21 protein-coding genes and 2 riboswitches are annotated in these 22,294 nt (G+C 36.8%); of the genes, 3 read left to right on the plus strand and 18 right to left on the minus strand.

What is annotated here, in order from left to right; all coding sequences use genetic code 11:
• Positions 1–7 precede the first annotated feature (7 nt).
• The 3 genes from rbsD to H9650_RS17475 are packed head-to-tail and all read right to left on the minus strand — an operon-like array spanning position 8 to position 2,258.
• On the minus strand, positions 8–397 hold the full coding sequence (gene rbsD, locus H9650_RS17465) for a D-ribose pyranase (RefSeq protein WP_144541305.1): 390 nt from the start codon (positions 395–397) through the stop codon (positions 8–10).
• Complete coding sequence (gene rbsK, locus H9650_RS17470; RefSeq protein ID WP_154309984.1) at positions 394–1,278, minus strand: ribokinase; 885 nt, start codon at positions 1,276–1,278, stop codon at positions 394–396. The genes rbsD and rbsK overlap by 4 nt, the downstream gene beginning before the upstream one ends.
• Positions 1,275–2,258, minus strand: coding sequence for a LacI family DNA-binding transcriptional regulator (locus H9650_RS17475; protein ID WP_151112792.1), 984 nt, complete (start codon positions 2,256–2,258; stop codon positions 1,275–1,277). Before H9650_RS17475 ends, rbsK begins: the two co-directional genes overlap by 4 nt.
• 204 nt (positions 2,259–2,462) lie before the next feature.
• On the opposite strand from H9650_RS17475, the gene H9650_RS17480 reads away from it, so the two are divergent.
• Positions 2,463–3,425 carry an alpha/beta fold hydrolase gene (locus tag H9650_RS17480; protein WP_225216153.1) on the plus strand — a complete coding sequence of 321 codons (963 nt, stop codon included), beginning with the start codon at positions 2,463–2,465 and terminating at the stop codon, positions 3,423–3,425.
• 85 nt (positions 3,426–3,510) lie between these two features.
• On the opposite strand, the gene H9650_RS17485 is transcribed toward H9650_RS17480, so the two are convergent.
• From H9650_RS17485 to H9650_RS17500, 4 genes are all read right to left on the minus strand, one after another.
• On the minus strand, positions 3,511–3,978 hold the full coding sequence (locus H9650_RS17485) for a hypothetical protein (RefSeq protein ID WP_151112790.1): 468 nt from the start codon (positions 3,976–3,978) through the stop codon (positions 3,511–3,513).
• Positions 3,979–4,083: 105 nt separating this feature from the next.
• Positions 4,084–4,764 carry a YwaF family protein gene (locus tag H9650_RS17490; protein ID WP_225216154.1) on the minus strand — a complete coding sequence of 227 codons (681 nt, stop codon included), beginning with the start codon at positions 4,762–4,764 and terminating at the stop codon, positions 4,084–4,086.
• 255 nt (positions 4,765–5,019) lie between these two features.
• Positions 5,020–5,805 carry an SDR family oxidoreductase gene (locus H9650_RS17495; protein WP_151112788.1) on the minus strand — a complete coding sequence of 262 codons (786 nt, stop codon included), beginning with the start codon at positions 5,803–5,805 and terminating at the stop codon, positions 5,020–5,022.
• 185 nt (positions 5,806–5,990) lie between these two features.
• A complete protein-coding gene (locus tag H9650_RS17500) occupies positions 5,991–6,671 on the minus strand; it encodes a hypothetical protein (protein ID WP_151112786.1) in 681 nt (226 codons plus the stop codon).
• A gap of 122 nt (positions 6,672–6,793) precedes the next feature.
• On the opposite strand from H9650_RS17500, the gene H9650_RS17505 reads away from it, so the two are divergent.
• Together H9650_RS17505 and H9650_RS17510 are read left to right on the plus strand one after the other, a co-directional pair.
• Positions 6,794–6,940, plus strand: a complete 147-nt coding sequence (locus H9650_RS17505) for a hypothetical protein (RefSeq protein WP_154309982.1) — start codon at positions 6,794–6,796, stop codon at positions 6,938–6,940.
• Between the two features lie 333 nt (positions 6,941–7,273).
• Positions 7,274–7,624: a YciI family protein gene (locus tag H9650_RS17510; RefSeq protein ID WP_191697780.1), complete on the plus strand. Its 351-nt coding sequence runs from the start codon at positions 7,274–7,276 to the stop codon at positions 7,622–7,624.
• A gap of 143 nt (positions 7,625–7,767) precedes the next feature.
• Here the strand turns inward: H9650_RS17510 and H9650_RS17515 are convergent, their stop codons facing one another.
• The 11 genes from H9650_RS17515 to rlmD form a co-directional block, all read right to left on the minus strand.
• Positions 7,768–10,149, minus strand: coding sequence for a polyprenyl synthetase family protein (locus H9650_RS17515; RefSeq protein ID WP_191697782.1), 2,382 nt, complete (start codon positions 10,147–10,149; stop codon positions 7,768–7,770).
• A 218-nt stretch (positions 10,150–10,367) separates the two neighbouring features.
• Positions 10,368–11,720, minus strand: coding sequence for an SMI1/KNR4 family protein (locus H9650_RS17520; protein ID WP_191697783.1), 1,353 nt, complete (start codon positions 11,718–11,720; stop codon positions 10,368–10,370).
• Positions 11,721–11,949: 229 nt separating this feature from the next.
• Positions 11,950–13,308, minus strand: coding sequence for an MFS transporter (locus tag H9650_RS17525; RefSeq protein WP_144541324.1), 1,359 nt, complete (start codon positions 13,306–13,308; stop codon positions 11,950–11,952).
• 190 nt (positions 13,309–13,498) lie between these two features.
• Positions 13,499–14,416 carry a LysR family transcriptional regulator gene (locus H9650_RS17530; RefSeq protein ID WP_154309978.1) on the minus strand — a complete coding sequence of 306 codons (918 nt, stop codon included), beginning with the start codon at positions 14,414–14,416 and terminating at the stop codon, positions 13,499–13,501.
• Between the two features lie 281 nt (positions 14,417–14,697).
• Positions 14,698–15,801 carry a TolB family protein gene (locus H9650_RS17535; protein WP_154309977.1) on the minus strand — a complete coding sequence of 368 codons (1,104 nt, stop codon included), beginning with the start codon at positions 15,799–15,801 and terminating at the stop codon, positions 14,698–14,700.
• A 401-nt stretch (positions 15,802–16,202) separates the two neighbouring features.
• Positions 16,203–17,054, minus strand: a complete 852-nt coding sequence (locus H9650_RS17540) for a DegV family protein (RefSeq protein WP_191697784.1) — start codon at positions 17,052–17,054, stop codon at positions 16,203–16,205.
• A 512-nt stretch (positions 17,055–17,566) separates the two neighbouring features.
• Positions 17,567–18,178, minus strand: a complete 612-nt coding sequence (thiE, locus tag H9650_RS17545) for a thiamine phosphate synthase (protein ID WP_191697786.1) — start codon at positions 18,176–18,178, stop codon at positions 17,567–17,569.
• Complete coding sequence (thiD, locus tag H9650_RS17550; RefSeq protein ID WP_191697787.1) at positions 18,169–18,981, minus strand: bifunctional hydroxymethylpyrimidine kinase/phosphomethylpyrimidine kinase; 813 nt, start codon at positions 18,979–18,981, stop codon at positions 18,169–18,171. The genes thiE and thiD overlap by 10 nt, the downstream gene beginning before the upstream one ends.
• Positions 18,978–19,721 carry a hydroxyethylthiazole kinase gene (gene thiM / locus H9650_RS17555; protein WP_144542043.1) on the minus strand — a complete coding sequence of 248 codons (744 nt, stop codon included), beginning with the start codon at positions 19,719–19,721 and terminating at the stop codon, positions 18,978–18,980. The genes thiD and thiM overlap by 4 nt, the downstream gene beginning before the upstream one ends.
• Positions 19,702–20,391, minus strand: a complete 690-nt coding sequence (gene tenA / locus H9650_RS17560; RefSeq protein ID WP_144542041.1) for a thiaminase II — start codon at positions 20,389–20,391, stop codon at positions 19,702–19,704. The genes thiM and tenA overlap by 20 nt, the downstream gene beginning before the upstream one ends.
• Positions 20,392–20,464: 73 nt before the next feature.
• A riboswitch (TPP riboswitch) is annotated at positions 20,465–20,562 on the minus strand.
• 59 nt (positions 20,563–20,621) lie between these two features.
• Positions 20,622–20,719: riboswitch (TPP riboswitch) on the minus strand.
• A gap of 202 nt (positions 20,720–20,921) precedes the next feature.
• On the minus strand, positions 20,922–22,283 hold the full coding sequence (rlmD, locus tag H9650_RS17565; protein ID WP_191697788.1) for a 23S rRNA (uracil(1939)-C(5))-methyltransferase RlmD: 1,362 nt from the start codon (positions 22,281–22,283) through the stop codon (positions 20,922–20,924).
• Between the last annotated feature and the right edge of the window lie 11 nt (positions 22,284–22,294).

The following is a 22,294-nucleotide window of genomic DNA, read 5'->3' on the forward strand; positions in this document are numbered from 1 at the left end:
ACCACCTTTAAAATATGACACCAGCTTGCAAGATTACATTTGCATAAGGAGTAGCTTCCCCAGTACGTATAATGACTTTAGAATGACTAGTCATTGTTTTAAATTCTTCATGTGATACTTCCGTAATTTGTTCAATTGATTTTCTGACTACATAATTCATTTCAGCATTGGCTGTTTTCATTTCAGCAGCAATATAAGCTCTTTCAACTACTAAATCTTCTAAAACAACTTCTAATATTTCATCGAATGATGGTTTGCCGACAATGTATGATAAATCAATGCATTTAACTCCATCAGGAATAGGCAAGCCACAATCACCTATTGTAATTTGATCTGTGTGACCTAGCTTGGCAAAAATGCCAGCCAGCTCTCGATTTAAAATGCCTTGTTTTTTCATTTACAAGCTCCTTCTAATCTATTGACTACTTCCTCGTGACTTGGCATGCCGCCCTGAGCTCCAAATTTTTCTACTGACAAGGAGGCAGATGCATTTGCAAAACGAACCGCTTGCTCTAAACTTAGCCCTTGCCCAAGTGCATGAACGAGTGCCCCGTTAAACGTGTCTCCTGCACCTGTAGTGTCTATCGCATTTGTTTTAAATCCAGGAACGACAATATGCTTATTTCCGTCAAAATATCTAGCACCATCACTGCCGAGTGTAACAATTAGCTTGTTTGGATATTTTTCCAAAGTCGCTTCCATATTTTCACCAAAAATTAACTCGCATTCTGTTTCATTTGGTGTCAGGTAAGCAATATAATCCATAAATTCCAGCTGAAAACCGCTTGCTGGAGCTGGGTTTAGTAATACTGGGACATTTAGCTCTAAGCATAACTCCAATGTGTACTTTACAACTGGAATCGGAATCTCTAGCTGCATGATAACAAACGTACTTTGTTGAATAGTTTCTTTCATATTTTTTATACTTTCCACGGTTAATGAATAGTTTGCACCTGGAACGACAATAATTCTATTGTCACCTTCCGACAGTAAGATATTAGCGATTCCAGTTGCAGCCTCCTCTGTTTGTATGACAGAATCCGTATTCACTCCATTTGCTTTAAGGTCAGCCAATAATTCGTTCCCAAAGCTGTCAATCCCAACACTGGCAAGCATTTGTACTTTGCTGCCTAAACGAGCTGCTGCTACTGCTTGGTTAGACCCTTTTCCACCTGGCACAGTAGTAAATAGCTGACCTAAAACTGTTTCTCCTTGGACAGGGAAGTTGTCTGTTTGCACAACTATATCCATATTCATACTACCTATAACTGTAATCATCGATGTACACTCCTCGTCGTTCCCCGTTCCACTAGCTCAACGGGTACTTGAATAACTCTTTCGTCTAATTCAATTTCTTCAATAATTTTAATGAGTATACGGGTTGCCAAAGCACCCATTTTATAAATGTCTTGGGCTACAGTGGTCAGTCCAGGTGTCAGCATTCCTCCAAGTGAAATACCATCGAACCCCATAATTTGTAGCTGGTCAGGAACACTAATACCCAATGAATGTGCAGCCTTCAAAGCCCCGGCGGCCGATACATCCGTACTTGCAAATATACCGTCTACACCTTCAATTTCTGTTAAAAATTTCTTTGCGATCTTCTCAGATTCCCCAAAATGGAATGGACTCTCAACAATATGTGTTTGTACATTCTTTCCTTCGACAGCCTTTAAAAATCCAGCCAGCCGATCATCAGCTGGTCCCAACCCTTTAGGTCCTCTCATAAACACAATCTTTTCACAGCCTGAATCCAACAAATGATTTGTTCCCATGCATGCTCCATCTACGTTATTGGAGGAAACTGTTGGAATGGATTCATGAATCATCCGGTCTAACGCCACCAGTGGTACATTTAAATCTTCATAATGACTTGCACGTAACTGATTCGTCGTTACTATAAATCCTGCTACATATTTTTGCTTTAAAGTATCAATATAATGTATCTCTTTTTCAGATTTTTCATCGGAATTACATAAAACTACTGTATATCCATAAGATAATGCGATATCTTCAACTGCTCGAGCAAGCTCCGGAAAAAATGGGTTAGTAATATCAGGAACAATCAACCCTATGAAGTTCGTCTGCTTTGTTGTTAAGGATCTCGCTACTTGGTTTGGTATATATTCTAACTTATCTATCGCTTTTCTTATTTTGAGCTTTGTATCTTCGCTGATATACCCTTTTTTGTTTAGATATCGGGATACAGAAGCAACCGAAACACCAGCTTCTTTTGCTACATCTCTTATGTTTGCCATCTGTTTTCCCCTTTCCCTTATATGTGTAACCGGTTACACAAAATATAACAAGTACTTTTTAAACTGTCAATATAAATCTGTTATATCATTTACCTAGAATAATATTTTTGTTTTATAACAGTGGTTTTATAGCCACTTATGGAACTTTAAGAAAATATATTCGTAATATTCATTAAAGAGAAATTATTAAAAAGGATGAAATCAATGAAACATAGAATTTGGAAGATTTTCAAAAATATTATTATAGGGATAGTAGGTCTTGTATGTATTTGGTTTGCTATTCATCAGTTAATGACTGTGTATGAAAAGAACAAGTACGAAGCAATTGGCAAATTAGTAGAGGTTAATGGTAAAGAAATGCATGTTTATGAAAAAGGGGATGGCGACAACACGGTTGTTTTATGGAGTGGTTTAGGAACAACTGCCCCTGCCCTTGACTTTGAACCATTAGTGAATGAGCTATCAAAGGACAATAGAGTAGTTGTAGTAGAACCATTTGGCTATGGCTGGAGTGATCGAACAGATAGTGAACGCACCGTAGAAAACATCGTAGAGGAAACAAGGGCTGCTCTATTGAAGTTAAACATTGAACAACCATACATATTAATGCCACATTCCATTTCAGGAGTATACAGCATGTATTATGCCAACTTGTATCCAGAAGAAATAAAAGCAATAATCGGTATTGATCCAACCTTGCCTCAGGCACTTGAATATTTTGATGAAGCTGCCCCAACGATGCCAAAAGCTTTAAGCATTATTGCTCCTAGTGGAATTGCTCGATTGGCAATGTATATTGCCCCAGAGGATTTTTTGCCTATAGCAGAGGATGGAACGTATTCTAAAGAAAACTTGAAAATGACCAAACTATTATCATCATGGAATGGCTACAACCAAAATGTAATCAATGAAACTAACTATATTCAAAGAAACATGGAATTCACAAAGGAGCTTAACTTCCCTACTGATTTACCTGTCATGATATTTACGACAAATGATAACCAAGCAAACAAGGAAGGGAAATCCAATATTACCTTTTATGAAGAGCAATTAGAGAATAGCAATGTAAGCAAGCTAATTCCTTTAGAAGGTCATCATTATTTACATTGGTCTCAGTCTGAAAAAATGAGCGAGGAAGTGAAGGATTTTGTAAAGGAGATGGATTAACTTTTCCATAGAGTTGTGTCCTTTCCAAAATGTATTCATAAAAAACACTTGATAACTAATTTATAGTTATCAAGTGTTTTGCTTGTTACGGAGTATATTTTTCAGAGACCTTTACTACTTGCCCATCTTCTATGGTTAAATCATATGGTCCTTTTCCAACTGCTAAATAAGATATGAATTCCTTTTCTTCTACTTGCTTAGGCTTGGCGATATCCTCATGGTTAACCAAAAAGAACTCAGCGTTTTCAGCTAGCTTAATGCTTTCGGCCTTCTGAGTTTCATCATAAATCATAAATCCCGTAGGCAAATCCTTTTCAACATCTAGCCCCAGTTCCTTGATGCGTTCTTTATCCGCTTCCTCAATCCATTCTACTTCATCAATGATTAAACTTTTAGTGGAAAGTTCGAAATCTACTATGTAAGCTAGCTTATCTGAAGTAGCCTCTTTTGTTTCCTCATCTTTATTCTCTTCATTACAGGCACTTAAAAGTACTAAGACCCCTATAAGAGCAATTAGGAGCATAGACATCTTATTTAATAGAATTTTTTTCACCGTTAAAAACGTCCTTTCTTATATGCAATTAGATAGGTAAAAATTTTGCCCATCTAATATTTTCACCTGGATGAAAATTTCATCATTACAAGATATAAGTTTAATTTACTTTTTCTTAAAAAGAAACCATAAAAATATGAATATTAAAAATGCAACAATCTCTAATGATAGAATGTACCAAGGATATGGTCCTAAAAAGTCTAACAAGCTTCCACCAGAAGGCTTTCTTTGTAAAAACATATAATTCCCTTCAAAAAGGTAGTTGATCCAAAAGATAAAAGGCAGCAAAATATTTAAAGCAAGCAATGTTGTGAGAACACCTTTAAACGTTGGTCGGTATCCTTTCACCCAAGTAAAATATAATGCAGTTAATATAATCCCTGCATGTGTATAAAAAAAATGAAAGTATCTAAAGTGTGGAAAATCCATATCCAAAACTGGAGTTAGCATGGCCTGTAGAGCACCACCTATGCCTGCATAAAAAACAAACTGATAAACCAGACGATTACCAGTCCATAACAAAACAATCGTCAATAGAAGGCTAATACTGCATAATTCCAATGGCAATGAATTACTTAACTCCCACCTGTCCGATTGAACAAGCCATACATGATATAAAATATCAATCACTAATAAAGACAAGCCAAATAAACGCTCCATGCTCAGAATATTCTTTTCTGATTCGGTCCAGCGTGTCCTCGTAATGAATAGAAGAAGTATGAAGGTAATAAGTACAGCTATTGCACCCCAATGTGCCAATGAAAACATCACAAATCGATTATCCAACAGATTCACCGCCCGTTTTACTACTATTAGTATTCGAGTTAGCCGTTGGATTTTCCTCTTATTTAGTGATTTAAATACGGGAGCCTACCGATTATCCGGGATAACTGACCGATTATTGCTAACAAATGTTTTAAATACTTTCTTGAATTAGTTTCATAATTCCTATAATTATAAAGAAACACGAACTATCGAGAAGAGAATAAAGTATAAAACATAAAAAGAGCATTGCTAGCTCGCAATGCTCTCCTCTTTGTACTATACTTCTAGTTCCCAACGTTCTTTTTCGTCTTTTTTAATTTTCTCTTCAATCTCTTTCGGCCACGCAGTACGGTATTTATGATTGTCTGCCGGGATGACTTCAATCATTTTTTCAATCATGTCTTGTGGGTCATATTGATTCTTCAAGGATTCCTCTTGCTCTTTCATATCTTCCTTTTTCGTGAAATGCTTTTCTTCATTAAACCATTTCCATTTTTCTTCAGCACTTCGATCATTAAACCCTGTATTATATGGTCCAGGATTGATCGTTGCTACCTGTACGCCAAACTGTTCGAGTTCCTTCTGCATCGTTTTTGCAATTGCTTCAACTGTATGCTTAGTAGCTGTATAAGGCCCTACATAAGGAGTTGCTGAAAGTCCTGCTACCGAGCTAAGGAATACAATTTTACCATTTCCTTTTTTCACAAGCTTGCGTGCTGCAATCTGTGCTGTTTCTAAGGTTGCAAAAACGTTTACTTCAAATAATGCACGGAATCGATCCATTGGCACCTCGGCAAGAGGTCCACCCTCATTAATAGCGGCATTAGCTACAAATATATCAAAGTCGTACTCTTCCATTTGAGCACGATCTCTTGCATTGGTTATATCTAACTTGAAAATTTCCATATCTAAATCTAGATCTCTTGCTTCTCGCAATAAATCTGTCTTTTGAGAAGTTGTTTCGGTAGTTGCAATCAAGCGATGTCCCTTTTTTGCTAGTCCTATGGCTGTACCTCTTCCAAGGCCACTTCCAGCTCCAGTAATAAAAATTGTTTTACTCAATTGTATTCCTCCTAACAAATTGTCATCTACTTCTTTTCTTCCCTTTGAGATCTAACTGAAACATAAGAAGGGTAAGACAGCTCTCCCCCCATCCACCACCGATTTTTCCAATTGACCTTAGGAAAAGACACTTAAGCTAGACAATAATTAGAAGAAATAGTTAAAAGTAAAATCAATAAATTTCGTTAACTCCATCGATTCACCATTACTCGATCATACTGATAACGTCTAATGATAATGCTTAACTTTTGAAACCATTGGTTACAGGCTCCCATCGCCTCTTCGTATTGTTCAGATTCCTTATAATCCTCTTTATAATCTTCCAAATAGGTAAAAGAATGGATAGGCTCTGTTAAATCATCGGAAACGATTTTAAAGCAAAGACTAAATTCAAACTCTTCCTCGTCATCTTCTTCATCTTCTTCCTCATCTGTTTCCTTTTCATCCCCGGATTTTATGCGGCTGCTAAGTATACCCTCTTTAGGAAACATCGAGATAGTTTCTCCATCCTCTAATAAAGCAGCTTCTAATATTTTATTGAAAGGAATATCTTTTATCTCAAAGTCACTTCCTAGCTCTTCCCGACGAGCGATATAAAGAATATTAGTAACTTCATTGATCAGTAAAGCATTTAAATTATTGGGAGACAGTAACATTTGAGTATGTGGAATCTCTTCTAAAACCTCTTCTGTGTTTCTTCTATTCTCTGCTATAATTTCTTCACTTCGCCGCTTCCATTCCCAAGTTCCCCAAAAGAACAATGCCACAGAAACGATTAAGTAAAAACCAATGGAGCGAATATGATCCATTGAAAATGACAGGAAGAAATATATAGCACTTAATAGATAGATTATGAATATTTTCATGTTCACTACCCCTTGTCTGTTATCTCTTTATAGAGACTTTATTCGAGAGATTATGAATTTATTCTTGAATCTATCATTAAATAAAATTAGAAAGGAAATAACTTTCGCTTAAAGTAGGAGGATTGTTTAACAAGGTTATTGAATCTATATGGAAGTCAATCGATACAAAGGAGAAGAATTATGAAGAAATCAATAAAACTTATTATGCCAAAGACGAAGTTCTGTTACTTTCAATAATACAGAGACCGACACTACTGGAAGCCTTGTAATTATTATAGATATGGACTTGATTTCCGCTCTAGGCGGACGCGTTCCGCGGGGGTGAGCGATAAGCCATCACCGTCGCTTACGCGCCGTTGTGTTGTCTTATCTGTCTCACTCATCCCGCCGGAGTCGCCGCCTGCCACTACAATCAACAAATAAAAAATTTTCGTGGTTAAGACGTAAAGTGCTATTTATGCAATACCTTTTTATAATTCCTATGAAGTTCCTGACACTAAAGTTCCCTATTTTTCATTAATATGTCGAGAAAATACCGGCTTGTTGTCTTATAAAGTGATCAATTAGGGGATATGTCTCTAAAAAAGAAGGAGGAAGTTTTTATGCTATTTATGATGATTGTTAAAGCCTCGAAGAATTCTGAAGCTGGAGAGCTGCCGAGCAATGATCTTATGGAAGCCATGACGAAGTACAATGAAGAACTAGTTAAGGCAGGCATACGAGTTTATTCTAAAGGACTACATCCAAGTTCAAATGGGGTTCGCATTTCGTACCCGAAATCAGGCGAAAAACCGGTAGTTTCCAATGGTCCATTTACTGAATCGAATGATTTGATTGCCGGGTTCATTCTCATTGATGTGAAGTCAAGAGAAGAAGCCATTGAGTGGGCGCTGCGGATGCCGGACCCGCAAGGTCACGGAGAAGGTCAGATTGATTTGCGTCAAGTATTTTAGGAGCCGGATAACTTTATTGTAACTAACGGACGCATATATACTTTAATAAAAAGACAAAAAATGAGCTTGGAGTAGCATCTCCAAGCTCATTTTTCTATACAAATCAATCATTAACTTTTTGGCTGCTAACATGGGGACAAATCTTATTGTTCTCGATTTATAAGGTAGTTTAAAAAATGTTTTAGAAAGGTTGTATCTTTGGACACGTGCTGAAGTGCATCCATTGCTAGACAGTAATTTTCCCACATTTCGATTGTGGCAGCTTCCTGACCCAGGATAGAAACAAATGTAGAGTTATTGTTTTCCGCGTCTTTTCCAAGGTCTTTACCGAGTAGCATTGCATCTCCCTCTACGTCGAGTAAGTCGTCCTTAATCTGAAAGGCGATGCCAGCAAAACGAGCAAACCTTTTTAAAGCAATTATTTCCTCTTCCTTTGCGTTGGCAAGGAGAGCTGGCATTACAAGAGCTGCTTCAAATCCTATCCCTGTTTTATAAAAGCATAAGGTGTTTAACTGATCTCGACTAAGTGGTTTTCCTTTAGATTCCAGATCCATAGCTTGCCCTTTACACATATCGGCTATTGTTTGGGAAGAATATTGAATCATCTGAAGTACCGTTTTTGAATCAAATTGATTTAGTTTAGTCTGCTCCCAAATTGCTTTTTGAGTGAGAAAAAGACCGGTTAATTCGGATATCGCTACGTTATAAACTTCATGTAGAGTTGGACGTCCACGTCGCATCGCTGCATTATCTTGAGCAGGTAAATCATCAAATAGAAGAGAAGCCGTATGAAGGTATTCTAATGATTTCAAAAGTGGCATTATTGCAGTTTCATCTAACTCGTACACCTTTACACTCATAAACCATGTAACAATCGGTCTCAGCCTTTTGCCATCCCCTTCCAAGCTATAATTTGCTGCCTCGGCTATAGAATCTCTTCCGAAGGAAGAACTCTCCGTGAGAGGAATGGCTAATATTTGGTTTATTTCGTTTCGCACTGTTTTAATCGTATTTGAGAAATCCTCTCTCTCCTTACTTTCATTCTTTAATACGGTAATCATGTGATCACGCAGTAATTTATCAAAAAAGTCCACGTCAGCTGCTTTTCGAACCATTTCTTGTAGAAGTTTATTGAATCTTGGATTTCCGAATCTAAATAGACTCATAATTTCTTTGTATTTGTTTGTACCTACACGCTTTTTCAATCGCTTGAGTCCATTTATGGCTCTGTCCAATATTACTTCTCGTGTTTTCTCGTCAGAACCATAAATATTATGGATTAAGTTGCTAATGACAGTCCAATACAATTCAAAGGGGTTAATCAGGTCTGGTCGAGTCCCGTGATACTTTAAATAATATGTATAGGGAGTTACCGCTCCATCTTTCATATCTTCGAACATATCTGCAAAATCATCTGACAGCTGATTATAAATACCGTAGTAAAAAGTACGGTTATCCATCTCCTTATCGTCAGAGGCACTAAGGACTGAACGGACGATAAGCCTAGATGAGGATGCTTTTAAAATAACAGGTATATATAGTTCTTCATTCGTATAATGAGAGTTCATTAAATTCTTTTCACGATCTACTTCCTGTGAATGGAAAAACACATATGCTTGCTCAAAAAATTTGTTCCTTCTTTCAGGATGCTGATTTTGCTCAATATACTGAAAAGCCTCACCAAGCTCCTGATGTACATAAGTGATTAATTCCTCGTTTTCTCCAAGCCATTCTCCCAATTTTGGTACTTTGCCTGTAGTAAGCGTTGTCCTGATTAAATTTGCATATTGCTTTTCTTCTTCGTCCGACAAAATCGTGGCATCAAGCAAATCGTCAATAAATGGATAGGTCAATCCATAGGAATATCCCAGTCTGATAGCTTTATCGAGCCTTGCAGCACGCTCATCAGATGATATATCACTGTCCATTTCCTCATTCTCTTGCATAATAACCCCAGCAATTATTTTTATAAGTTTTCGTTGGGCGTGCTCTGCATCCATTCCCTTTGGTATATGATTGGACACTTGCTTTAGCTTGTTTAATAGCCAAATATAAGTTAATTCCACACCATCCTTCTTTGCCATCCGATACAGTCCAACCATACTAAATGCTTCAGCTTCCTCGCCATCTGGCTTAGAATTGGTAAGCTGATCCTTTAAGCTACTCACTACACTATGAATTCTGGTCTGCGTATTTGGAGAATCAAGGGACTTTCCTAAATCACGGAGAAAAATATAGGAGATGCTCCTGTTTAAGTAGCTATCTAGCTTCCCTCTATAATTTAAGTACTGTATATAATGGTTAAAGTTCTTAGAATCGTCCTTTCCTTTTCCAAGCGTAAAAAGGGATAACATGGGATGATGAACGTGATCAGATTTCCATGTTTTAATATCGTCCGTTAACACCGGAATATAGCTTTTTTCTGTGGCCTGTACAGTAAGTTTATTAAAATATTGGGCTGCCTTTTGCTCAGCTTCCCTATAGCATTCATCAGGATTTATTATTGGTTTTAAATAGATGTTCATCTGTCACCTTCATTTACTGTTTTTTTATCCGTTCTGGAAATCATCCAGCTGTATAGCATTGCTATTATAACCCACATTTCTTTATTTCTTCACTTGTACCCCTTACTTCTAACTAATTACTTAATATCAATTTATTCTTCAATGTATCTCTAAATGCCTATACTCATTTGGAAGGTGATGAAAAAGAGGGCAGCAATTTTGTTAGTTGTGTTCTTAGCTTATCCTTCCATCACATAATTAGTGTAAATTTCATCTTGTTCGTCGTTAATCTCTCCCATAATGGTATAGTTCATTTTTTTATCGAAAAGATCTTTTGTTGCAATAAAAGCATTGAACGGACAAGTAAGTGATTGAAGGTTATCCAGTTCCTGGAGAGCTGAATAATTCTCCACTTCCTCGAATCTAATATCCTGTAGATTCATCATCCCTTTTAGAACATCCAGATTACTCATTTTAATCCCCGTAATATCAAGCTCACGCAAGCTGAAAATATCTTTAATACCATGAAGATCAGCTGTTTGAATACCTGAAAGATTTAAGTGACTTAACTTCTTACAGGATGCCAAAGGAGACAAATCATCTATTACTAAATTTTCAAGTGACAGCTCTTGAAGTAAAGGCAGCTCTTTCAATACAGATATGTCTCTTACTTTGGTGTTTCCAATAGATAATTGCTTTAAATCTTTAAGTGGCTTTAAAAACTCTAAATGCTGCAAAGATGTTTTGGCCAAATAGAGTTTTTTTAAGTCTTGCATCTCAGCAATTGGTGTGAAGTCTGTGATCTCTAATCCACTTGCGATTAATTCGCGGACGTTTTGAAAGTAAGCAAGTGGTTTTAAGTTAGTTATATTAGATGGAAATAACCTAAGGGTTATTATGTTTTGTAACTCATGAATCTTACTAGGCGTTTTTCCTAACATTTGGGTAAGAAAGTTTGTCCAGCTTTCATCCAGCTCCAGAGGTACATCCTCTCCTGCACAAGGAGTCTTTTGAAGTTCAATGAGATTATCAAAAAAGTGACCATAATCTCCCCATATAACGTATGGATTACCGTCTTCCTCCGTAATTAGAGAACAATTTCCGTTCTCAAATTGTTGTATTAGTAGCTCGAGGAGCGCATCAAAGCTTTCACTTATGACAAACATTTGTCTTTCATCCCGCCCAAAATTTATAATTTGTCCAGCTTTCCCATTCTCCCCAGGTGCAAAGTCCATCGCAAGATAGTTTCCTCCATAATCGTATGCTATAGGAATCCATCCTGGATGGTAGTATGCCTCTTGGATTTTATTCTTTTCGAATGAAATGACATCGGTAACGGACTCTTCATAATAGTTGTTGTACCCCTTCCATGCCGATAAAATTTCTTCGATGGAATACCAGGTTAATCCAAACATTAATCCTAACTTTTTTTCACCATTATGAACAGAATACGTAGCTTTAAAGGATTCAGGTAATGGGTAGCCAGTTTCCAGCTCTAATTTTAGGAGTTCTTTTTTAGATGCACCTTTATTTAAGTATTTTTTATTTTTCGTTATGTATTTTTCAAGTCTTTTAAAGAATTCTTTCCCCATTGCTAAACCCCTCCCTATTTACTTCTCTATCTTTATTAAACCATATAAACCGAAGAATTTTTTTGTAATTTTGGAAAAATAAATGAATTCATATTAGGAGTTGGTTAAGTCGATAGATAGTATAAAATATCAATAATTTTACAATAAAAAAATCAGGGGTGTTGTTCATTCAACACTCCTGATTTCTAAGTAAGTCTTCACCAAAATATGATGAATTCCTTGTATTCTGTTATGATAAAGATTCTTTTTTAAAGGCTATTTCATTAGAAACTAATTGCTTCTCTACTGCATAGTCTGCATGGTCTTCACGAATGAAACTCATAGCTATTGCGCCAAAGATTGCAGCAATACCAATTGCAAAAAAGTTAAACTGTGGCTGCAGATTAAAAGTTAATAAAATTCCCATATAAGTTGGAGCAACAATCGAACCGATACGTCCAAAAGCCATTGTACTTCCTAGAGCAGCTGCTCGAATATCGACAGAATAATATTGAGCTACATATGCATTAGACATGTTTTGTAAACCGACTGATGCAGCACCTATAATGGCAATTAACCCATAAGCTATATAAATATTTTTTGAGTAGCCAATCAGTATTAATGAGATAGCCCCTACTAAGTAAAGTGGAATAAGGACACGTTTGAAACCAAGTAGTTGAATAATGTTACCGAAAATCATTGTACCAGTTATGGCACCAATTTGAAGTACTGCAACAAAGAACAGACTAGATTTCAGATTATAGCCTGCATTCATCATTAAAGTTGGAAGCCATGTATTTAGTGAATACATGAGGATAAATGTACAGAAGCAAGACAGCCAGAACATCATCGTGCTTAATCCAAGTTTGTTTTTAAAAAGATCACGAACCGATGACTTTTGTTGCTGTTCTTGATGGACATATTTAAATTGAACATCTTTAGAGATCATTGGGTTTATTTTTTGAAGGACTTTGACAAGACGTTTTGTATCCTTTTGTTTAATTAAAGAATTAATAGATTCTGGAATGATACGTATAGCAAAAGGCAACACAAGCAGTGGTAAGCCGGCTATCCAGTATACCGGTTGCCAACCGAATCTTTCGAGCAATACCTGACCGCTAAACGAGGCTAGAATTGCACCAACGGAGTAACCGCAAAATATGATTGAAATAATTGCAGCACGGTGTTTGGACGGAGCGTATTCTGATATTAAAGCTGCTATGTTTGGCATAACACCACCAAATCCTAAACCTGCAATAATACGAAAAACAATAAATAAAATCGGTGACGTTGCAAATCCAGATAATAATGTAAAAAAGCTGAATAAGAAGGTCGTTAAAATAATAATACGCTTTCTTCCAAAACGATCTGAATACAGACCGAATAAAACAGCGCCAACTGCTGTACCGATTGTCGTATAACTACTTATCGCCCCCGCTACTAAATCAGAGATTCCCCACTCCGCTTTTAACATTGGAATGGTTGCACCATAAATGACCACATCATAGCCGTCGAACATCATGATAAAAAATAAACAAAGAATAAGCACGTAATGAAAGACTTTCAATTTACTCTGATTAACTATTTCAATCGGGTTTACTGTTCTCATGGTACCTCCTATATACACGTAGTTTAAGGTAGATAATTAGCTATCATTTCTATTTGTCTCGCAACAGTTTGATAGAAAATAAAAGGATAGGCTATTAAAAAAGCAAAGCAATGTGTATGTAAGGAAATTTTAGCACTATACAATTGGTAGCATGTAACACTTATTAAGTATCTCTAGCTATAGTTTTAAACTATAGCTGAACTTGTTCTTCAGCAATTGTTTCTTTTAAATATTCAATATATATAGTCGCTAAAGGACTGTTTTTTACATTTTTATGTGTAATATATCCAACTGTAATCCGTTCATCTACAAGTAAAGGAACTGAAACGATGTTATTACTATTTAGTTCATGACTTATCACACCAGTTGATATTGTATAACCATTAAGTCCAATCAATAAATTAAAGAGTGTCGCTCGATCACTAACTCGTATATTCTTTGGCCTAGAAAAAGTACTTAAAATCTCCTCAGAAAAATAAAAAGAATTATAATCTCCTTGTTCAAAGGAAAGATAAGGATAAGGAATTAAATCTGATAAAGTTACAAATTCCTGCTTTGCTAGCGGATTTCTAGAGCTAATAAATACGTGAGGCTTTGCTTCAAACAGCTCTTGAAAGATGAGATTACCTTCTCTCAGGAATTTATAAATCACTTTTTTATTAAAATCATTTACATATAAAATACCAATTTCACTATGTAGATTTTTTACATCTTCAATAATTTCATAGGTTTTGGTTTCTCTTAATGTAAATTCGTATTCATCTCGATTGTATTCCTCTAGCAGACGGACAAATGCACTTACCGCAAAAGCATAGTGCTGAGCTGATACAGAAAAGTGTTGCTGGGAAGATTGAATATTGGAATAGCGATTTTCCAGAAGATTTGCTTGTTCAACCACTTGTCGAGCATAACCTAAAAACTCTGCGCCTTCAGGTGTCATAATAATTCCTTTATTAGTTCTTTGGAAAATGATAATCCCTATTTCATTTTCTAACTCCTTTAGTGCATTTGAAAGACTTGGCTGGCTAATGAATAAATTTTGTGCAGCCTTACTAATAGAACGACTTCTTGCAACTTCAATTACATATTTTAACTGTTGAAGTGTCATTATTTTATACCTCTTTCTGATACTAATTTATAGTTTTAAAAGAAAGTGTGTCTCTCGTTCTCTATGATTTAGTTTTACTTCATTGAGATGTTCACACTAAATTGAACAACCAATACATTCTTCTAAATTTTTATGAGTATTTTAAAACATAACTTAAATTTTGTAATATTACAATAACTTTTAATTTCACAACGCTTCCATTAATTCTTAAAACTTTTATTAAACACAAAAAAAGACAGTTAGCTAACTGTCTTCTTTAAGTAAAAAGTAAATACCTCGCACTATTTTATATATATAATGCTGCTGTTATAGTTTCTTTCATCCAGTTCTGTAACGGAAATTTTTTTACCTGAAGGGCTCCATTTGATTTTCGCATTTCTGACATTTGGAGCAATTTGTATGGATTTACCGGTTGATACATCGTACAGGTATAGTCCACTACTGTCTACATCGTTGATAACAGAATCTAATTGATATGCAACCATTTGCTGATTGGGAGACCAGGAAGCGCCAGTCACATCAGAACCTTCAGTAATAGTACTTTGTATATTTCCATCGGCATCAGCAATTTTTAGACTTTTCTTAGTCTCTGTTGCTTGAGTAACTAGCATTTGCTTTCCATCAGGCGAGAGTGTGATTCCATCCGCATTTTCCACTTGCAGATTCTTTTTTTCTTTGGTCACCAGATCCAGCATATATACCTGAAAGGTTGGACTGTCTGTAGTTATATAATAGATTTTTTCCTTCATTTTATGAACTGTGAACAATTGTTCCTCCTGAAGCTCGGCAATTTGAGTTAGATTACCTCTCGTGTCAGCCATATATGCCCCTCCTGCATAGGAAGCACCGATTACATTTTGCTCGTCAGTCCACCCAGCTGTATAGGCGCTACCAATAATGTCCTCCGTCACAGAAGATTGCCCCACGTCCTCCAAACTCATCAGATAATAGGCTACATCCCCAATAGAGTATTCATAATACAATAGATGTTTTTTATCTGGAGACAAAATTGCCCCACCAAGGAACATGTCTTTTTGGGCTTTTATCGTTTTAAACTCTTTTGTGTCCAATTTGTACTCATATATACTTCTAGGGTAGAACTCTGCATTCTCTAAGAGACTCATTTTTCCAAGTTCTTGGTTTTCTTTTGCAAGGACAACGGTCTGTTCATCGATCCAGTCGGAAATTTCCATTCCCTCGTATTTTTCAATTTTTTCGATTGTAACAAAGTCTAAATCGTTTTCGTTACTTTCGTTTTCATTATCGACAATGCTATCATCTGGCTCTTCAATGTCTTTACTATTTTCTTCTTGCATACTGCAAGCAGAAAGAGTCAATACGACTAAGAGGAGGACAGTAATTTTGACAAATCCTAAATTTTTCATTTGAATCATCTCCTTGTCTATTATCATATGTAAAAACATCTAATATCCTAAACTACTAATTAAATAATTATACTTATACAACAAATAAAATGATCCTAGTCGTATTCCCCTCTTTAAGTAACCTGACACGTTTTCAAGATTCTACTTCCTAATTAATTATACCATAAAATGGTAATTGGAAGTTTAGGAAACAGCCAAATAAAAAAACGAAATCCATCATTGGAATTCGTTTTTCTTATCCTAATTTTAACTTAGCGACCACTTCACAATATGTTTAGTGTATATGGTAAATAGGAGATGTTGGTGAGTTTTAAAGAAAGTGCTTGATTCGCTTAGACACACAACGCGACCAGTACTTATAAGTAACTTTATAACTCATTGATGTTTTTTCAGAACTTTTTCTAATTTTCTACCCCTGCAATCCCAAAGCCTCCAGGTCCAGCATGGGTAGAAATCATTGCACCAGCTTGCATCCATGTTACATTTTCGAAGCCTGTTTCCTTTGCGATTTCATCCACTTGCCTCTTAATACTTTCATCAAGTCCGATAGAATAGATCAAATACAGCTGTTTTCTATCAATATCATATTGGTTTAAGTAATCTTGCATGAGCTTTTCCGCTACGATGCTCATTTTCCCACGATATTTTCTCGTTGAAACAAGCTTGCCTTCTTTTAGCTCAATGCAGGGCTTTATTTTTAATAATGACCCTCCAATGTAAGCCATGTTACTTACGCGCCCACCCGATTTTAGAAAGTCCAAACTGCCTGGTATGAAAGCCAGCTTTGTTTTAGGAACGATAGATTCTATTTTTTCTATTAGCTGATTATGATCAATGGAAGGTTCTTCCTCCATTAAATTGGCAGCATACAGCACAACTGCAGCTAATCCTCCTGTCACGTTTAGCGTATCAATTAGGAAAAGATTTTCAAAATCCTCCGCTGCAATTAAAGCACTTTGAAAGGAAGCAGATGCTTTTGATGTATATCCAATGTGAATAATGATGCTCTCAGGAAAATTTGTTCTGATTTTCGTAAACAATTCATGATACTCATGTGTATTCGTTGCTGTTGTAGATGGAATTTTTTTTGTGCGACTATGATAATCGAAGACATCTTCTACAGGTAACTCACCATCTAAATAATCCTTCCCATCCATAATGACGTGCATCGGTACCACTTGAATTTGATGTTTTTCAACCAGGTCCTTCGGTAAATCCGCTCCACTCTCTGTTGATAAAATTATCCTTCTCATAGTACATCCCCTTCAAATAACGCATGCAATGCTGCGTACTTATTTATTTTATTTATCCTAAATATACACTAAAAGGGGAAAATATACAGATTAATAAACAGAAGATTTCCGTATGTAGTGGAATATTAACACTAAGTTAAACAGATAAAAGAAGGTATTAAGCTTAGCAATGACGTAAAACCACCTATTCTTTTTCGGTTTAATTTCTACAATACTTACTTATCCCCATTCTTATCTGATTAAAAATAGGATAAATATAAAACAGACGGTTTAGAAATGCATTATCGCACTACTAAACCGTCTGCTTAGTTACTTTAAACTAATTCCAACCATGCCACTGCTTCGCATTATGTGGCAATACTTTGATGCTGGTGGTTTAAGCAATTAGCTAGGACTTGCTATAGTTAAAGGTAGCCTTTTCATATTTATCTTCATACTTCAATGCGTATAATGATTAATGAAGTTATAGATTTTATAACAAATTATATTTGTATTAACTACGAAAATTCACTTTAAATTTCTCTAACAGTCTTCCAAATATCTTCACTAAGACTAATGGCAGAAATAACTGCAACACCATTAGCCCCAGCTTCACGTACGATGCTACTGTTTGTTGGTGAAATACCACCAATTGCTACAATGGGGACATTCGGATAGTCAGTTCTTGCTTTCTTTAAAAATGCAACCCCTGCTGGTGGTTCGGCATCTTTTTTTGATGATGTTTCAAAAATGGGTCCAATCCCAACATAATCTGCACCATTTGCAATCGCCTTTTCCAGTTCCTCCATCGTATGCACAGAAACACCGATGATTTTATTTTCTGCACGCTTACGAAACATTTCAATATTTAAATCATCCTGACCAACATGAATCCCATCAGCATTAAGCTTTAAGGCTAGCTCTACATCGTCATTTATTAGAAATGGCACTTTGTAAGCGTGACATAAACTTTGGCATTTACGTGCAAATTGTACATAGGAATCGCCAGTAAGTGCATTTTCACCCTTTTCTCTTAATTGAAACATCGTAATACCGGCTTGTAATGCTGCTTCTAACACCACTAAAGGATCACGCCTACAATTAATCGTACCCATAATAAAATATTTATCGAGATTTAGTGACATACAACATCACACTTCCCCTCAAGCTGACGATAGACAAAATGATTCGTTGGACCAAAACCATGCCCAATATTTAATGGATTGCTAATCGCTAAATGGACAAATTTTTTCGCTTCCAAAACGGCTTCTTGCAAAGATTTTCCTTTTGCTATTTCTGCTGTTAATGCTGCTGAAAATGTACAGCCTGTTCCGTGCGTATGTTTAGTTTCAAATCGATTCGTTTCTAAGACAAAAGGAACCTCCCCTTTTATAAACACCGCATCAATCGCTTTGTCACCAGCTAAATGTCCACCTTTCATAACCACACATTGTACCCCAAGGGAGATAATATCTTGAGCAGCTAGAAATAGTTCTTGTTCCGTATGAATGGAGCGACCACTTATGACCTCGGCTTCTGGTATATTTGGTGTGCAAACAGTTGCAATGGGTAGCAGCTTATTTTTAAGAGCTTGTATAGACTCTTGTTGAAGCAAGCTGGCGCCGCCCTTCGCAATCATCACAGGGTCAACGATAAGAGGTAAGCCTCTATTTTTAAGTGTAGCAGCGACACACTCAATAATCTCTGAATTAAATAACATGCCTGTTTTAATCGCTGTCACATTAAAATCTTCAAGGACCGCCTTCAATTGTGCTTCTACAAATTGTACTGTTGTTGGAAAAATGCCATGTACACCTAACGTATTTTGGGCGGTTAAGGCAGTGATAACACTTGTACCAAATACACCAAGCTCTTGAAACGTTTTAATATCTGCCTGAATGCCTGCTCCGCCTCCACTATCTGAACCCGCTATCGTTAATGTAATCATTGGTGTCCCTCCGCTAAATATTCAAGTTGATTTAGAAAATTCATATGGAATGTCCCAATCGTTGAATACGCATTTGAGCTTGCTTGTTTATAATCACGAAGTAGATTCGCAAGATCTTCGAATGCATTTTCACAGCTTGCGAGCTCTGCTGCACAAAGGGCACTTAATAGACAGCCACTTCCTGTCATTTTCGTTACCTTTTCATGACCACCTACGATCCATTCTATTCTGATACCATCTGTAATCACATCTTGCTTACCTGTCACAATCACAAGACAGTTATATTTGTTTGCAACATGCATGGCCGTCTCAGCTACATCAAGTTCACCCACGCCACTATCGACGCCTTTTGCTTGCCAAGTAACACCTGCAATAGCCGCGAGTTCTCCGACATTACACCGAATTAAATTAATTTTAAGTTGTTGTAATATTTCCATCGTTGTTTCTAATCGAAAATTCGTTGCCCCTGCACCGACGGGATCAAAAACTATAGGAATGTTCTTCACATTCGCACTGTTTCCTGCTAGAAGCATTGATTTTATAGTCTGTTCATTTAATGTGCCGATATTTAATAAAAGCGCATTCGATTTTGATGCCATTTCCGCCGCTTCTTTAACCGCATCGGCCATCACAGGTGAAGCTCCTATTGCTAGTAAGCCATTTGCTGTAAAATTGGCCACGACATAGTTGGTGATACAATGCACTAAAGGTTTTTGTAGATTAATTTTTTGTAGGCTCATTCATATACACCCCTTTTGTCCAATTTTGCATCGTCCATGGCATTTCCCAAAACATCCACTCGTAATAACAGCTTTTTTCAAAATGTGCCTTTAAAACCTTTTGTTTCATGGGCTGTTCCTTCGCAAAACGATTTAACATCGACTTTTGCTTATTAATCGATTGAAGCATTTCGTCAGATGCATATAATGCAATCCATTGCGCATACAGCGGTATATTCGGACGAGCATACTTAAGCTGTTGCCCAATTTCTTGATAGAGCCAAGGGCAAGGTAATATAGCAGCAAATGCTTCTGCTACATCGCCATTATGGACTGCATTGTACATATGACTCACATAATTATAAGTAGCTGGTGCCACCTCAAAATTTTCAATTTCTTCGGCCGTTACATTTAAGTCTTGAAAAGTTGTACGGTGAAGCTCAAGCTCTGCTTCATGAATAAATCTCGCACTGTTTAAAAAGTACTGAATGTCCTCATCATTTGTTGCCTTTGCAGCTGCTAAAGCTAAGACTTTTGTGTAATGCTTTAAATAATACGCATCCTGTAGCATATAAAACTTGAACTTTTCGAGTGGTAAACTACCATCAGCAATACCTTGCACAAACGGATGGTTAAAACTAGCCTCCCAATAAAATTGCGTCTCCTGTCTAACTTTTTCACAAAACTCCATTTTTTTGTCCTCCTTAATTGGTGGACGTAAGTGCAAAAAAGGCGCCTCTAATAGAGACGCCCAAAAAGTGTAGACTACACCCATGATTGCTCCCTACGCCAGTGTTAACTGTCAGGTTCTAAGGGTCAGGTTTTAACCTTCTCAACACAATGTGTCCCCCCGCAATTAAAGTATTTGCAAAAGAAAAGCTCCACGTAAATAATACGCGGAGCTTAAGTAAGTACATATTGATCATCGTGTACTTTGCTCCCTACGTCCGTATTAACAGCCAGGTTCTAAGGGTCAGGTTTTACCTTCTCAACACAAACGTGTCCCCCTGCAAATTCATTTAATTACACTAAGTTTAACTGAAAGAACCACGGCAAACAAGATAATAATCACGACGTTTCAAGTACGAATTTAAAAATGAATCAAAGACCCTAGTAGATGTATTGAATTTATATCATAAGTAGGAGCTTCTTCCAGGCTTAATTTAGGTAAGAGAAAAATAAAAAAAACGAATTCCAAAATCAGAATTCGTTTGTGAAAACTTATGATAACTCCAGCCAAGCAACCGCTTCGCAATGTGTCGTCTGCGGGAACATGTCCACTGGTTGAATTTCCTGTGTCTTATAGCCTCCATCTTCTAAAATGCGAAGATCACGTGCAAGTGTTGCTGGGTTACATGAGACATAAACTACACGTTTTGGGCGTTGCTCTATGATTGTCGTCAGAAGTGCTTCGTCGCAGCCTTTTCTCGGGGGATCCACTACTAGAACATCAGCATTTTTTCCTTCCTTGTACCACCGTGGAATGACTTCCTCTGCTGGGCCAGCTTCAAAGTATGTGTTAGTGAAGCCATTTAGCTCAGCATTTCTTTTTGCGTCCTCAATCGCTTGAGGGACAATTTCTACACCCAACACTTGCTTCGCTCTTTGCGCAAGGAACAATGAAATTGTACCAATTCCGCAATAAGCGTCAATTACAGTCTCGTCTCCTGAAAGCTGAGCATAATCGAGTGCCTGTTTATATAATACTTCTGTCTGCTCTGGGTTTACCTGATAAAAGGAACGAGCAGATATTTCAAATCGAACATCTCCGATTAAATCCTCAATCGTTGGTTTCCCCCACAATAGGTTTGTTTCGTCTCCGAAGATGACGTTCGTATTTCTTGAATTAACATTTTGCATAATCGAGGTGACTTTTGGTTCTGCTTCTCTAATTAGTTCAATAATTGCTTCTTTCTTTGAAAGCTTAGGATGCTTTGTTACTAAAACGACCATCACCTCGCCAGTTGCTCTGCCTTTACGGACTACTAAGTGACGCAGCTGACCTTTTTTTGTGTCTTCATTGTAAGGGACTAAGTCTAGCTCTAATGCCTTTTCCTTGAATGCTCTCATCAATCGATCAGCTTCATCCGATTGGATCAAACAAGTTGGAGTGTCTGCAATTCTGTGAGACTTCGCCTGATAAAACCCTGCAATCACCTTTCCATCCGCTAAACCAAATGGAATTTGAGATTTATTACGGTATTCCCAAGGGTTGTCCATTCCTTTTACAGGTAATACTGGCGCATCAATCTTGCCTAATCGTTGCATGACATTTCGAACCATATTTTCTTTCCATTTTAACTGACCTTCATAATTGATATGCTGGAGCTGACAGCCGCCACATTCATAAAATACAGGACATGGAGCTTCTACGCGAAATGGGGAGGGCTCTTCAATATTTAATAATTTGGCAAAGCCATAGTTCTTTAATGTCTTTAAAACACGTACTTCCGCTTTTTCATCTGGCAGACCACCATGTATGAATAGTGGATAGCCGTCGACCTTAGCAACGCCAGATCCATCATGTGTCAAATCCTCTATATAAACCGCTAACTGATCATTCTTTTTTACTGGTGTGTTCACTTTAAATCTCC

It is taken from the genome of Psychrobacillus faecigallinarum (assembly GCF_014836595.1).
In the GTDB taxonomy this organism is placed as follows: domain Bacteria; phylum Bacillota; class Bacilli; order Bacillales_A; family Planococcaceae; genus Psychrobacillus; species Psychrobacillus faecigallinarum.

Coding starts and splice junctions, on each gene's coding strand:
- H9650_RS17500 (WP_151112786.1), bottom strand. CDS start 6,671: ATGAAAATATTCATAATCTATCTATTAAGTGCTATATATTTCTTCCTG.
- H9650_RS17540 (WP_191697784.1), bottom strand. CDS start 17,054: ATGAGAAGGATAATTTTATCAACAGAGAGTGGAGCGGATTTACCGAAG.
- rbsD (WP_144541305.1), bottom strand. CDS start 397: ATGAAAAAACAAGGCATTTTAAATCGAGAGCTGGCTGGCATTTTTGCC.
- rbsK (WP_154309984.1), bottom strand. CDS start 1,278: ATGATTACAGTTATAGGTAGTATGAATATGGATATAGTTGTGCAAACA.
- H9650_RS17515 (WP_191697782.1), bottom strand. CDS start 10,149: ATGAACATCTATTTAAAACCAATAATAAATCCTGATGAATGCTATAGG.
- H9650_RS17530 (WP_154309978.1), bottom strand. CDS start 14,416: ATGACACTTCAACAGTTAAAATATGTAATTGAAGTTGCAAGAAGTCGT.
- thiE (WP_191697786.1), bottom strand. CDS start 18,178: ATGTCACTAAATCTCGATAAATATTTTATTATGGGTACGATTAATTGT.
- thiM (WP_144542043.1), bottom strand. CDS start 19,721: ATGAGCCTACAAAAAATTAATCTACAAAAACCTTTAGTGCATTGTATC.
- H9650_RS17535 (WP_154309977.1), bottom strand. CDS start 15,801: ATGAAAAATTTAGGATTTGTCAAAATTACTGTCCTCCTCTTAGTCGTA.
- tenA (WP_144542041.1), bottom strand. CDS start 20,391: ATGGAGTTTTGTGAAAAAGTTAGACAGGAGACGCAATTTTATTGGGAG.
- H9650_RS17525 (WP_144541324.1), bottom strand. CDS start 13,308: ATGAGAACAGTAAACCCGATTGAAATAGTTAATCAGAGTAAATTGAAA.
- H9650_RS17510 (WP_191697780.1), top strand. CDS start 7,274: ATGCTATTTATGATGATTGTTAAAGCCTCGAAGAATTCTGAAGCTGGA.
- H9650_RS17480 (WP_225216153.1), top strand. CDS start 2,463: ATGAAACATAGAATTTGGAAGATTTTCAAAAATATTATTATAGGGATA.
- H9650_RS17520 (WP_191697783.1), bottom strand. CDS start 11,720: ATGGGGAAAGAATTCTTTAAAAGACTTGAAAAATACATAACGAAAAAT.
- thiD (WP_191697787.1), bottom strand. CDS start 18,981: ATGATTACATTAACGATAGCGGGTTCAGATAGTGGAGGCGGAGCAGGC.
- H9650_RS17475 (WP_151112792.1), bottom strand. CDS start 2,258: ATGGCAAACATAAGAGATGTAGCAAAAGAAGCTGGTGTTTCGGTTGCT.